Annotated in this window: 12 protein-coding genes and 1 tRNA gene; 11 read left to right on the top strand and 2 right to left on the bottom strand. The window is 46.0% G+C overall.

Annotation, left to right across the window (positions count from 1 at the left end):
• Positions 1–7 precede the first annotated feature (7 nt).
• Positions 8–886: a 6-carboxytetrahydropterin synthase gene (locus tag BSZ04_RS05455; RefSeq protein ID WP_088879777.1), complete on the bottom strand. Its 879-nt coding sequence runs from the start codon at positions 884–886 to the stop codon at positions 8–10.
• 202 nt (positions 887–1,088) lie between these two features.
• Between BSZ04_RS05455 and BSZ04_RS05450 the strand changes: the two genes are divergently transcribed.
• The 8 genes from BSZ04_RS05450 (at position 1,089) to BSZ04_RS05415 (ending at position 10,048) form a co-directional block, all read left to right on the top strand.
• Positions 1,089–1,958 carry a DMT family transporter gene (locus tag BSZ04_RS05450; protein WP_088879776.1) on the top strand — a complete coding sequence of 290 codons (870 nt, stop codon included), beginning with the start codon at positions 1,089–1,091 and terminating at the stop codon, positions 1,956–1,958.
• Positions 1,959–2,349: 391 nt separating this feature from the next.
• Positions 2,350–4,530: an FUSC family protein gene (locus tag BSZ04_RS05445; protein ID WP_088879775.1), complete on the top strand. Its 2,181-nt coding sequence runs from the start codon at positions 2,350–2,352 to the stop codon at positions 4,528–4,530.
• Positions 4,531–4,540: 10 nt separating this feature from the next.
• Positions 4,541–6,226 carry a TolC family protein gene (locus BSZ04_RS05440; RefSeq protein ID WP_088879774.1) on the top strand — a complete coding sequence of 562 codons (1,686 nt, stop codon included), beginning with the start codon at positions 4,541–4,543 and terminating at the stop codon, positions 6,224–6,226.
• Positions 6,226–6,429 (top strand): DUF1656 domain-containing protein, encoded by a 204-nt coding sequence (locus tag BSZ04_RS05435; RefSeq protein ID WP_005453214.1) that lies wholly within the window; start codon positions 6,226–6,228, stop codon positions 6,427–6,429. The genes BSZ04_RS05440 and BSZ04_RS05435 overlap by 1 nt, the downstream gene beginning before the upstream one ends.
• 12 nt (positions 6,430–6,441) lie before the next feature.
• Positions 6,442–7,329, top strand: coding sequence for an HlyD family secretion protein (locus BSZ04_RS05430; RefSeq protein ID WP_088879773.1), 888 nt, complete (start codon positions 6,442–6,444; stop codon positions 7,327–7,329).
• Positions 7,330–7,348: 19 nt separating this feature from the next.
• A complete protein-coding gene (locus tag BSZ04_RS05425) occupies positions 7,349–8,035 on the top strand; it encodes a potassium channel family protein (protein WP_010453220.1) in 687 nt (228 codons plus the stop codon).
• On the top strand, positions 8,028–9,173 hold the full coding sequence (locus BSZ04_RS05420) for an AI-2E family transporter (RefSeq protein ID WP_088879772.1): 1,146 nt from the start codon (positions 8,028–8,030) through the stop codon (positions 9,171–9,173). The genes BSZ04_RS05425 and BSZ04_RS05420 overlap by 8 nt, the downstream gene beginning before the upstream one ends.
• 203 nt (positions 9,174–9,376) lie before the next feature.
• Complete coding sequence (locus BSZ04_RS05415; RefSeq protein WP_010453225.1) at positions 9,377–10,048, top strand: DUF2057 domain-containing protein; 672 nt, start codon at positions 9,377–9,379, stop codon at positions 10,046–10,048.
• A 49-nt stretch (positions 10,049–10,097) separates the two neighbouring features.
• On the opposite strand, the gene BSZ04_RS05410 is transcribed toward BSZ04_RS05415, so the two are convergent.
• Entirely contained in the window at positions 10,098–11,306 is a 1,209-nt protein-coding gene (locus BSZ04_RS05410) for a NupC/NupG family nucleoside CNT transporter (RefSeq protein ID WP_010453227.1), read from the bottom strand.
• Positions 11,307–11,717: 411 nt separating this feature from the next.
• Between BSZ04_RS05410 and BSZ04_RS05405 the strand changes: the two genes are divergently transcribed.
• The 3 genes from BSZ04_RS05405 to BSZ04_RS05395 all read left to right on the top strand — a co-directional run bounded on the left by BSZ04_RS05405 (position 11,718) and on the right by BSZ04_RS05395 (position 12,592).
• Entirely contained in the window at positions 11,718–11,903 is a 186-nt protein-coding gene (locus BSZ04_RS05405; protein WP_081469199.1) for a hypothetical protein, read from the top strand.
• Positions 11,868–11,951 (top strand) — tRNA-Leu (locus tag BSZ04_RS05400). Before BSZ04_RS05405 ends, BSZ04_RS05400 begins: the two co-directional genes overlap by 36 nt.
• Before the next feature lie 29 nt (positions 11,952–11,980).
• Positions 11,981–12,592: a DUF2913 family protein gene (locus BSZ04_RS05395; RefSeq protein ID WP_010453229.1), complete on the top strand. Its 612-nt coding sequence runs from the start codon at positions 11,981–11,983 to the stop codon at positions 12,590–12,592.
• Positions 12,593–12,675: the final 83 nt, after the last annotated feature.

The raw sequence follows: 12,675 nt of genomic DNA, 5'->3' as shown, positions 1-12,675 counted from the left end.
TATACTTTTAGCGAAACGCCATTGCTCCTTTCCCTACGCCTTCATAAGCGATGACTTGTAACGACTGTCCTTCATCCAATGAAGAGGCAATTTCGTTAGCGATAAATACAGCCAGCAGTTCTACCGTTGTATCCGTGTTCAATACCTCGGTTTCGCAATGTGCGATAGCCAGTTGGAAATCCCCTTGGGATGTGGTGTAACGGAAGCCAAAATGCGTATCGCTGTTGATGAGTGTGGCATGCTCGCTCAATTCCAGATGACCAATCTCGACGAGATCTTCGATTGAAGCAAGGTAAATGTCTTGCCAACGCTGTGCAAAAGCATGTTCACGATCAGTATCATGCTGACCATCGACCAGAATTTGAATCGGCGAGCGATGACCATGCGCAATGCGTTGGCAGTTACCGTCGTGCTTTTTTAAGCCGTGGGTGTAGTGATAGTAAGCGCCATCAAGTTTTTCGTGACGCAAGGTCAAATCAATCGATGCCACGTTACTTGGTAGATTGCCCTGTAACACTTTGTGGATGTGCTGAGTCACGCTCTCTATCGAAATATCTTCAGCATCAACAAAACAAAACGCTTCATCAGGACAATGTAAGTGGATGCTCTTTTCACCACGCATAAGGTCGACTTGGGAATACCCTGTTTTGATACTCGCTACTTCCACCGCTGAGCTCTTCACAGGTATGAGCAAACGGTGATCAACATATTGATCGACCAGTTGTTTGATTTGTTTTTTCACTTTAGAGAAATCCAGCACCATGCTCATCTCATTGAGATCGCCGTGTATTACTACGTCCAGAATCCAACTCTCGCCGACCATGCCTCGTGTTTCACACAGGTACGATGCATCAATAACCGTGAGATCGTTAACAAATAGATTCAATCTGAATTCCTTATTCTATGTTGAGCCTTAAAATCAAATGTTATGTTATAACACTTACCGCGCTCACTCAATTTCGCAAAGTGATGTTCTTTCTGCTCTGTGTTGCGCTATGGTTTCAGCTATAACTAATCACTTTATCAACTAATTGGCCCTTTCGATTTAACGCTACACTGCGACTCTTAATGAGATTTGAGGATAAGGAATGCCAACATTTTTACTGACCACGATTGCCATGTTGGCGTTTGCCGCCAATTCCTTATTGTGCCGTTTGGCATTGGCAGCAGGTTCAATTGACGCAGGCAGCTTCACTCTTATCCGTTTACTCTCTGGCGCCGTTACTCTCATCGTCATCATGCTTTTGCGTGGAAACTGGCGCGGCCAAATCCCAACAACTCGATTCAGCCTGCTCGCTGGCATAGCCTTATTTGGCTATGCAGCGCTATTCTCTTTTGCTTATGTAAAACTAGCAGCTGGAACGGGAGCACTGCTACTTTTTGGTGCTGTACAGCTGACTCTACTTGCACTTTATTGGTGGCAAGGGGAGCGCTTTAAAGCCCTCGAACTGGTCGGCATCATCGTTTCTCTGGTTGGATTTGCTTGGTTAATGCTGCCATCAGCAACGCGTCCAGATGTTTGGTCAGCGATATTAATGGCGCTTTCTGGTATTTGTTGGGCAGGCTTTACGGCTTTGGGTAAGCAAGCGCCAACACCAAGCAGTGGCATTACTTCGGGGTTTATTGCCGCTTCCACTCTTGGGCTTATACTCTCGCCTTTCTTACTGGAATCTGTTCACTTTACTGTACAAGGCATGTTGTTAGCCGTCGCATCTGGTGCCATCGCTTCAGGTTGTGGCTATGTGCTTTGGTATCAGGTGATGCAAAAACTCACATTGCTGCAAGCAGCAATAAGCCAACTTTCTGTACCAGCCATTGCTGTGATTTTGGGCAATGTGTTATTGGGTGAAACCCTTACCCTACATTCGTTGATTACCAGCGCTGTTATTCTTGGCGGCATTGCATTGGTATTTTTATCTCGCTCTCAAAAATCCAAAACTAACCCCGCAAGCCAATAAAAAATAATAACTTTCCTCTCAACTTATCTCCCATCATCTATGCTTTTTGTTAGGCATTTGTTTTCACCGTACTGTGGAAACGAGCAACACCTGACGCAATGGCGGTGAATATCGATTAAAGATTTGGTTTAGTAATTCCGACAAATCCGTCTCAATAGTGAGACTTTCTAGGTAAACGTTTTCTTGCTTATTTTTGCCTCACACCATAAGCAATGGGGGATCTAAGGTGATTTGAGCATTTTGACCCAGTTTGATTTTGACAAAGGATTTACAAACCATCTCGTTTCAATCGCTATATTCCGCCTCCTAATCTTTTTCAGAATGAAATTCTGATTATTGATTGAATAAATTCATCCACTTACAAGCATAAGCCTGAGCTAACGTTGACACTATGAACGAGAAAATCAAATTCGCCACAAAAGTAGCGCTTAGCCTGACTCTGGCTTATCTGATCCCGTTTTCGATGGGTTGGCCACAAGCGTCTACGGCGGCGACCACTGTTATGCTGATCGCTTCAACAGGCAGCCGACGTGAATCTTTAGCTAAAGGTACTTTGCGTGTGCTTGGTACCCTGGTTGGGGCTGTTATTGGTTTATTGCTCGTGGGCATGTTCGCTCAAGACCGCATTATGTACATGCTCAGCGTTTCTGTGGTCGTGTCCTTTATCTTTTATTTCCGTAACGCCTATCAAAAAGACCCTACCTTACTTGCCTTAACTGGCGTAATGGTCTTGATGATGTCTAATGGTGGCGATGCAGAAGGTGCCTTCATGTATGGCGTCGATCGCGCTTACATGACCATCTTTGGCGTAGCGCTTTACACCTTGGTGGGTACTTTCTTATGGCCGACGAAGACAGAACAAAACCTGCGTCAACTCGTTGAGCAACTGAACCAAGCTCAACAAGCACTGTTTAAAGCTATTTTGCAAAACTTCGAGGAAAAACAAGCTCACCAACAAGGATTAGTCCCTGCTTCAAGCACGCAAGAAGGTGAGGAAGACGAAGAACCTAAGCCCACCATTGAAAACCTACTAGACAAAGTATTCGCCGCACAAAACGCTCTAGAGCAACGCTTTGCAACAGTTAGTGTGGAATGCAGTGACGTATCAGCCTACATGAAAGAGTGGCAACTCGCCGTTCACTTCAACAAACAAATCACCCAAGAACTCAGCGTGGCAGCACACAGCCACTTTAGCCATCAGCAAGACCGAAGCTGCATCAACAACTTCGATCAAGCCATCGAAGAAATTCAAACGCTATTCAAAACCTGCCAAGAAATGTGGGACAACGAGGGGCCAGCTTACCGCGCTCAGGAATTTAAGGTTGATTACAACCAACAAGCTTTGTCAGACGCTCCCCATCTAGTCAAAGGCTCCGCCCTGACACTGGGCCACTTACTCAAGCTAATGCATCAGAGCTTATCCCGTCTTGCAGAGAGCATCAGCTGTATTGATTCGGTCACCAATAATGTCTCGTTCAAACAAGATCTGCCGAAGCACAAGAGCAAATTCCTTTGGTGGGATGCAGAGAACTTCAAAACCGCAGTAAAAACCTTCACCACCTATTGGGTAGCAGGATTGATTTGGATTTACTTTAATCCACCGGGTGGCTACTCGTTTGTTACCTTCTCCACCATTTTCATGTCACTGCTGTCGTTTGTTCCGGTTCACCCATTTATGTTGCTGATCTTGTTTACGTTTGGCTTCTTGTTTGCGGTCCCTTCGTACGTCTTCATCTTGCCGGGCTTGGAACTCGGAGGCGAATTGGGCTTGTTCATCTTCATCTACACCTTTATCGGCTTTTACCTGTTTAAAGGGCCGGTGACCATCTTCTATATGATTGGCTTATTTGTCCTCGGTCTCGACAACAACATGACCTATCACTTTGGCATTCTGATGACAATCATGACCTTGTTCTACATGGTGGTGTTCATGATTATTTTTGCGCACTACTTCCCTTTCAGTTCTCGTCCAGAACACTTGTTTTTAACACTGAAAGAGCGCTATTTCAGGCACGTTGGCGGCCTATTTACCAGCTATCATGAACAGTCTGAATCCACATTTAATAAGATGAAACGCTCACTGCACTTGGTGACGCTGAACGTTTCCTCTAAAAAGCTCAAAGTGTGGGGAGCAAAGATCAACCACAAGCTGTTCGACAAGACACCGACAGAAGCAATTGGTGCATTCAGCAAGTCTTGTGACGCATTAAGCAACCACGTCAACATCTTGATTTCCGCCGAACAAAAGCTATTAAGTAACCAACTTATCAAACAGTTACGTAGCAAACATACCGATTCCATATTACCTCTGATGGCCGGTGCATTAGCAAGCCACCAGACGACCGACGAACTCGATTCTGTGTTCGAACAATACAGCCAGGATTACCAATCCTTTGAAAATAAACTGGAAGATTTCTTTAGTGAGTTGGATTTATCTGACTACGCTTATTCAGAGATAGCTGGTTTTTATATCTTGCTGAATTTAAAACGGAACGTGTTCGAAGCGATAAATCAATGCAAGCAAACCTACGAGGATATCGATTGGGTGAACTTACGTCAGAAGCGGTTTTAAAGGTGAGGATATGATGCTTCTAAAACTAACTAAACCAAGCCTCGCCATACTCTCTGTACTCGGATTGAGTGCGTGTACGACTTTGGGTCCGGATTACGTCCACCCAGAGCAAAGCACCTTGCCAAGTGATTGGTCGGTAGAAAAAGCGGCACAAGACACACAGCAATCCGAGCAAAAACTGCAGCAGTGGTGGCAGCAGTTCAACGATCCAACGCTGAACCAGCTGGTTGAAATGGCAAGCCAACAAAACCTCGATCTTGAGGCTGCGGGTTTGCGCATTGTTCAAGCACGTTCGTTATTGGGTATCTCAACTGGATTGCAGTACCCGCAAGTGCAAGCCGTCTCAGGTAACCTAGCCAGAGCTTATGTGAACGACCAAGGTGTGAATAACGCTGCCTTGTCGTTTGATGCAGGCTGGGAAATGGACATCTGGGGCAAATACGCGCGCGGCATTGAATCTGCCGAAGCGGGATACTATGCGTCGATTGCGTCTTACCACGACATCATGGTGACCATCACTGCCGAAGTCGCGCGTAACTACATCAACTACCGCACTTTCCAAGAGCGTATTTTGCTCTCTCGTCGAAACATCGAGATCCAAAAGCGTGTGGTGAATATTACTCAGGTGCAGTTCGATTCAGGCAACGTAACCGAACTCGACGTTCAGCAAGCGAAAAACCAGCTATTCAACACCGTAGCAGCACAGCCAGCCCTCGAAATCGCAATGAAGCAATCGCGAACCACACTGGCATTGCTTTTAGGTGTGCTACCGGAAGAGATGGAGAGCCAGCTGCAATCTGATGGCTTCGTTCAGCGAATGACGGATTACGAGAACCAGTTTAAGTCATCCGGTAGAAAGCCAGCTTTGTCTGGCAGTGACGAACGTTCTATCGTACCTCGCCCACCGCTACTGGATAACAAAGTGGATGCAAACTTAGTCATGCGCCGACCGGATCTTCAAGTATCAGAGATGCAGGCTCGTGCACAAAGCGCCAAGATTGGTGTCGCAGAAACCGCACTTTATCCAAGTTTTTCACTGTTCGGCTCAATCGGTATCGACAGCACAGTGCCAGATGGTAGCAGCTTCAGTTTCAGTGACTCACTGACCATGGTAGTGGGCCCAACATTCAGTTGGAACATCTTCCAATACGGACGAGTGAAGAACAACATCCGCTTTGAAGATGCGCGCTTCCAAGAAATGCTCACCAACTACAACAAGAAGGTACTACAAGCCGTCAATGAAGTGACCAACGCACTGGAAGCCTACGACTTATATCTCGAGCAACAATCACTGCGTCTGCAATCGGTGAACGCTTCAATTCGCGCGTTTAATATCTCGATGATGCAGTACGAAAACGGCCAGATTTCCTTTGACCGCCTCCTCAAGTCCTTGGAAAACATGACGCGATCAGAAGACAGCTACGCAATCATCAAAGGTAACGTCGCCAACCAGGTTGTGGCGCTCTACAAAGCACTTGGCGGTGGATGGGAAACCCAAACTGGCAAGCCATTCTTATCTGAAACCGCTGCCAAGCAGATGCAAGACCGAAGCGATTGGGATGGTTTGCTGGACGAAGAAGAACGCGTTCTGCCGCCACTGCTTCTTGAGCAACCATCAGACAAAGCGCAAACGGACGATACCCAGAAAAATAGTGCTGAGCAAATAAGTGCCGAACAAGATGAGGAGGTGCAGTAATGCCACACGAACTCTCTTGGGGTGACGTTTACTTCTCACCGCTGCTCTTGGTGCTGATTCTAGCGGTCACCGCTACATGGATAACGGTGATCATTTTGAACAAGACACGTTTGTCTCGTTTCATTGCGTTTCCGTCTCTGACATTCATTGCCATCATGGTTTTCTACGTGGTGGCCATCGACAGTTTTTATATACAGTTTTAGGTGCCCAACAAGATGAAAAAACTACTCGTTATTGCACTCAATCTTGTCATTCTTGGTGGCGCGGCATGGTTCGGCTATCAGAAGTTCGAAGAGTATTTTAATAACCCATGGACCCGCGATGGTCAGGTACGTGCGAACGTTATCAAGGTCGCACCTCGTGTATCAGGGCCAATCGTTAATGTCACCGTCATAGATAACCAAGAAGTAAAACAAGGCGATCTGTTGTTTGAGATCGACCCAACCACTTATGAAGTTGCCCTATCACAAGCGGAAGTAGCTTTAGAAAAAGCCATCGTTAGCTCTCGCGGTAAAAAGATCGAATACGATCGTTTGAAAGACATTCGAGCTAAAGACCGCGGCGCCGTTTCTCACAAAGATCTCATTCGTCGTGAAATCACCTACGAAGAATCCCTACTGCAAATCAAATCTGCAGAAGAGCAACTTAAGTCAGCACGACTAAATCTTAGCTACACAAAAGTTTACGCATCGGTCGATGGGTTTGTTTCTAACCTTGATATCCGCAACGGTACTCAAGCGGTAGCAAACCAACCATTAGTAGCACTTATCGATAAAAACAGCTTCTGGGTATTTGGTTTCTTCCGTGAAAACCAATTAGCTCAAATTGCTCCTGGTAACGATGCTCGGGTGACTTTGATGTCTCACCCAGATGCGCCTATCGACGCTACGGTGGACTCCATCGGTTGGGGTATCGCCCCTAAAGATGGCACAGTGGGCTACAACCTTCTTCCTAATGTAAACCCTGTATTCCAGTGGATTCGCTTAGCGCAACGTATTCCCGTTCGCGTGTCATTGCATGAATTACCAGAAGGCGTCGACCTGCGATTTGGGCTTTCTGCTTCCATCATGGTGATGAAGGACTCATCACAAGAGCAAAAATAGGAGTGAAAGAGACAGACCCATGGCTATTGGAAAAAAACTCAAAAACATCAATGAAGAAAACAACTTCTTCTATCTGACCTTAGCGCTTATCGGACTATTAATCGGTGGCGCGTTTGTGCAGGTCGTTGGAGAAGGTGCAATGGAGCATCTGTTGCAAGGTTTCACCATCATCACCTTCATCGTCTGCATGGCGAGCTTGCGCTTTGACAAAAACTGGTCGCGCTTTCTCTACACCTTGCTTGGTACCTGGGTCTTGGTGATCGTCATCAAGACCGCGCTAGGTATTAAAGAGATGGATGTCGTGATGCTAGCCCTCACCTTCGCCTTCTTCTTCGGGACATTCAAATCCATCGCAAGACAGATTCTGTTCACTGGGCATGTGAACACCAACAAAGTCATTGGCTCTGTTGCTCTATTTTTGCTGCTGGGACTGATGTGGGCAATTGCCTATCTCATTCTTCTTGAGTTCTCTCCGAACTCATTCACCGGGATGGAAGCCATCTCTTGGGGTCAGAACTTCTCAAATGCAGCGTATTTCAGTTTCGTCACCTTAACCACGTTAGGTTATGGCGACATCAGCCCTCTAACACCATTGGCACAAGTCGTTGTGTATTTAGAGGCCATTGTAGGCGTGTTTTATATGGCGATTGTTGTTTCAAGTCTCGTCAGTTCCAACATTGAACATCAGGTAAACAAAAATGGATAAACAATCGGAAAAAAATGAGAGTAAGATTTTCATCAGTAACATGGTGGAATCTGCTATACGAATCGGCTTGATTTTAATCTTGCTGATGTTTACGTACGACATCATCAAACCTTTCATTCTTCCTGTGATTTGGGGTGCCATCATCGCGGTAGCATTGATGCCAATCTGTAAGAAGCTGGAAAGGGTGTACGGTGGCAAACGTGGTCTAGCAGCAACGACAATTGCATTGCTGGGTATCGCACTTCTAGTGGCACCTCTAGTCATGGTTTCGGGCTCAATTGTTGATGGTGCAACCCACGCGCTAGAAGTTCTGCAAAACGGCGACATCAAAATCCCTGGTCCAAAACCTTCTGTCGCCGAATGGCCACTTATCGGTGATAAGCTTTACGAAGTATGGACGCTGTTTGCGACCAACTTAGAAAAAGCGATTCAAACCTTCATGCCGCAAATCAAGTCGGGTCTAACGTCTCTACTTGGCATGGTCGGTGGAGCTCTAGGTAGCCTGCTTCTTTCTATCATTTCACTGGCGATTGCTGCCGGCTTTATGACTTATTCAGAGTCAATTGCCTCTGGCTTGCGAACCGTCGCTGTACGTACGGCAGGTGATAACGCGAAGAGTTGGACAACGCTTATTGCCGCAACCATTAAAAGTGTTCTACTGGGCGTGGTTGGTGTTGCTGCGATTCAGGCACTATTAATTGGTGCGGGCTTTTTTATCTTTGGCGTTCCGGCAGCAGGCCTACTCACTCTGATTCTGATGATTCTTTGTATTGCTCAGCTTCCTGCTCTGCTCGCGGTTCTACCTATCGTGGGTTACATGTACATGACTAACGACACAAGCACAGCAACGATGTTTACCGTATGGGTAGTGGTTGCAGCACTGTCTGAGAACTTGTTCAAACCAATGCTGATGGGCCGTGGTGTTGATGTACCAATGCCAGTGATTCTGCTGGGTGCAATCGGTGGTATGTTGTTCTATGGCATTGTAGGCCTGTTCTTGGGTGCGGTTATCTTAGCGATTTGGTACGAGCTATTCGTTTGGTGGTTGAGCATCGAGAAGGCACAGCAGCAAAAAGAAGACTTACTAGAAGAGAAGGAAGAGACACAAGCCGAATCAGACCACGGCGCTGGTATCTAATCTTCATCAGTCACCTCACCACTTGAAACAAACCGCTGCCTTTGCAGCGGTTTGCGCAACTAAGCTCACAGTTTCATTGTTTGATATCCGATTAAAATGACGTTCTTGTTAAATTTTCATACTTCTTACATTCGACGGTTGCAATCAAGCATTTAACGATGCACTCTCGATGACCACAAATGACAGAGCTTAGGATAAAAACAATGAAATTGATCAAGCCTTTAACTTGCGCGCTTGCTCTTGCAATGAGCGGAATGGCATTCGCTGATGTGACAATCCATGTTCCTGACGACGTTTCAGTTTTGGCCGCTAACGGTGAAAAGGTTAAGCTTTCTGGTGGCTTCTTTGCTTCAGAGAAGAGCTTTACGCTTCCTGATGGTGTGAATCAGGTAGTATTTCGATTCTCGCCTTTCTTTAGTAAAGGCAATGATCGCGTCAGCGTTGATAGCGATGTGATCGTAACTCGTTTCGACGCAGCCGATGCGGAGCTTAGCCTACAGGTTCCTGAATACCGAGATCTTCGCCAAGCTGAAGCAAACATCAAAGACCTCGATTGGAAACTGGTTGATGCTTCTGGCAATGCAATTACCGTAGAGCAAGACAAGCTTATCAAACCAGGTATGCAGATCGGCCGCGATTACGTTCGTGAAGTTGAAGATTACAACCGAGCTGGCGGGGTTGCTGCGATTGGCGTTGCAACCGCAGCGGTAGTTCAACCTGTAACACTTCCTGCAAAAATCCCAGCAGACATGAAGCAAACAAAGCCTGCGACAATGAAAGCAGATTCAACCGCTGAAGAAATGCTGCATTTCTGGTACCAAAAAGCGGACGCAGAAACTAAAGCTCGCTTTAAAGAATACGTAAACAAACAATAGCTAATAAAAAAGCCCGCATCATAGCGGGCTTTTACATAGTGACAATCAATTATAGCGAAATAAAGATACCCGCCAAACATGCACTCATTAAGTTCGCTAACGTACCAGCTGCTACCGCTTTCAGCCCCATGTTCGCTACGTCTTTACGACGCTCTGGAGCCATCACACCGATAGAACCAAGCTGGATCGCAATAGAGCCGATGTTCGCAAAGCCACACAGTGCAAAAGTGATGATCACTTGAGTATGCTCACTCAGCGTTGCTTTGTGCTGTACAAAGTCAATAAACGCAACAAACTCGTTCATTACAACCTTCTGACCAATGTAAGAACCAGCCGCTAGAACTTCGTGACTAGGCACACCAATTAGCCAAGCTAGAGGCGCAAATAGGTAACCAAAAATGGCTTGTAGCGTAATACCCGCAAAGCCGAACACCTCACCTAAGTTTTCTAACCCAGTGTTCACCATCGCAATCACACTCACAAATGCGATCAGCATAGTACCTACCGCAACCGCGACTTTCATGCCGCCCATCGCACCACTTGCCAGCGCATCGATCACGTTGCTTTCTTCAGACTTGTCTAGCTCAATGTTGTTGTAATCACTTGGTGTTTGACGTTCCGGTACGATGATTTTTGCCATCAACAAACTACCAGGAGCCGCCATGAAGCTCGCCGCGATTAGGTATTTCAACTCAACACCCAAACCTGCGTAACCGCCTAGTACACTACCTGCGACAGACGCCATGCCACCCGCCATAACCGCGAACAACTCTGAACGAGTCATGTTTTGAAGGAATGGACGAATGAGAAGTGGCGATTCGCCTTGAGATAGGAAGATGTTACCTGTCGCAACCAATGATTCTGCTTTGCTGGTACCCAAGAACTTTTGGATAGCACCACCGATAAATTGAATCACTTTTTGCATGATGCCCAAATAGTAAAGGGCAGAGATAAGAGCGCTGAAGAAGATGATGATAGGAAGGACGCGAATAGCGAAAATGAAACCAGTAGAAGCGAGGTCACCGAAGAGGAACTTGATGCCTTCATCGGCAAAACTTAATAACCCAGCAACACCACTACTCAAACTCGCTAATGCCGCTTGTCCCAAAGGGAAATAAAGCACCAGAGCAGCAAACCCCAACTGGAGTAACAATGCGCGAGAAACAGTTTTCCAATTGATTGAAGAACGGCTCTCTGACAGCAGGAACGCACAACCTAATAGAGCAACAATACCAAATAGACTAAATAGAACACTCATGAATCGGACCTACTGAACGTTGAAAGGGAAAGGAGCGCCAAAAGCATTGGCAGAAGAAAGGGACAACGCATCGAGTGACAACGCACTCGTAGATCCAAATTGGAGACAGAACGGATAGTTCGACATCTTTTTTTACCTTATACAAGCAAATGAACGTAGCTGGTCCAATCCTTGGGGTCATTCACTGCCGATGAGTTACTAACTCATCCTGCTCCTTGTGACGGCTTGTATGGGTAAGGGTCCTGAACAACTGAACCCTAATTCCCGCTTAAACGGGACGCAAGTATAGCCAACAAAAAGAGAGTTTCATCACATTTATTTACGCAAACGTTCAAGCGTTCACTTTTTATGCAAACTTGTCATTTTATGGTCATACTTGTAGTAAAAGTAAGGGTATTGGGAGATTTCTGAATGCCGAAATTATTAAAAATGGACAATAAATGCTCACTTGAACGCCAAAGACTAAAAATGAGCAATTTTACTCTCGCCAACCTATGGATTTTGGATATACAATTTGGAACGCTTCATTTTGAAGCCTCTGTGTATTCAGAGCATCATGATGCCGAGATGGTGAAATTGGTAGACACGCTAGCATGAGGTGCTAGTGCCTTAGGTGTGAGGGTTCGAGTCCCTCTCTCGGCACCATTCCTTTCTTTCAAAGAATTTAGAGTGTAATGCAAAGTTCTAAGCAGGCAAAACAATCCGCGGACGCTAATCAATTACTTAGCGAACTAGCGGTGCACGCCTTATTACACCTGCACTTCAAAATCCACGCATCATCGCGAAGCCTTCCTCTCAAAGAACGTAACGATCTACTGCAAAAGTGGCTTAAGCCTAAGCTCAAAAGCAATCGCTACAAACTGATTAAAAAGCCATTAAAGTCTCTGACTCAACAGGCAAAAGGGGAAAATGGCAATTTAGAAGCTTTACTTGAACGTTGTGTAGGTGCCGATAAACCTGGCAACCCACAGCCTCACCTCGACAGCTACCTGCTGCTGATCAACGAAGTCGAGAAGAAATTAGGTACCACGGTACTGCTTTCTCGTCCTGAAGATGTTGACTTATCCCACGATCAACACGGTTGTTTGCTGTGCGTACTGTCGGATAACTTAAACCAACACTTCGACGATAATAACGCCCTAATCGCACCTATTTCGATGCTTTTCCGTGGACCTATGAGTCAACGCTCTCTGTTCCTTGGTAGTATTTATGCCAGCAACACCTTCAATTACGAAGTGCTGTACCAAGACGAGCAGTTTGTGCGAATCACGCTAGATTTAGCGTAACTCGACACTCAGATGAAATGAAAAAAGCCGTGAAGTTAGCGGCTTTTTGCTTAATTAACGCTATCAATGTCTGGAGTATCGAC

This window comes from Vibrio rotiferianus (assembly GCF_002214395.1).
Classification (GTDB): domain Bacteria; phylum Pseudomonadota; class Gammaproteobacteria; order Enterobacterales; family Vibrionaceae; genus Vibrio; species Vibrio rotiferianus.
The sequence above is the reverse complement of the archived record's forward strand: the minus strand, read 5'-3'. Positions and strand labels throughout refer to the sequence as shown.

Excerpts from the sequence above, each read along its gene's own strand:
- BSZ04_RS05450 (WP_088879776.1), top strand. The coding sequence starts at position 1,089 with ATGCCAACATTTTTACTGACCACGATTGCCATGTTGGCGTTTGCCGCC.
- BSZ04_RS05445 (WP_088879775.1), top strand. The coding sequence starts at position 2,350 with ATGAACGAGAAAATCAAATTCGCCACAAAAGTAGCGCTTAGCCTGACT.
- BSZ04_RS05440 (WP_088879774.1), top strand. The coding sequence starts at position 4,541 with ATGATGCTTCTAAAACTAACTAAACCAAGCCTCGCCATACTCTCTGTA.
- BSZ04_RS05435 (WP_005453214.1), top strand. The coding sequence starts at position 6,226 with ATGCCACACGAACTCTCTTGGGGTGACGTTTACTTCTCACCGCTGCTC.
- BSZ04_RS05430 (WP_088879773.1), top strand. The coding sequence starts at position 6,442 with ATGAAAAAACTACTCGTTATTGCACTCAATCTTGTCATTCTTGGTGGC.
- BSZ04_RS05425 (WP_010453220.1), top strand. The coding sequence starts at position 7,349 with ATGGCTATTGGAAAAAAACTCAAAAACATCAATGAAGAAAACAACTTC.
- BSZ04_RS05420 (WP_088879772.1), top strand. The coding sequence starts at position 8,028 with ATGGATAAACAATCGGAAAAAAATGAGAGTAAGATTTTCATCAGTAAC.
- BSZ04_RS05415 (WP_010453225.1), top strand. The coding sequence starts at position 9,377 with ATGAAATTGATCAAGCCTTTAACTTGCGCGCTTGCTCTTGCAATGAGC.
- BSZ04_RS05410 (WP_010453227.1), bottom strand. The coding sequence starts at position 11,306 with ATGAGTGTTCTATTTAGTCTATTTGGTATTGTTGCTCTATTAGGTTGT.
- BSZ04_RS05405 (WP_081469199.1), top strand. The coding sequence starts at position 11,718 with ATGCCGAAATTATTAAAAATGGACAATAAATGCTCACTTGAACGCCAA.
- BSZ04_RS05395 (WP_010453229.1), top strand. The coding sequence starts at position 11,981 with ATGCAAAGTTCTAAGCAGGCAAAACAATCCGCGGACGCTAATCAATTA.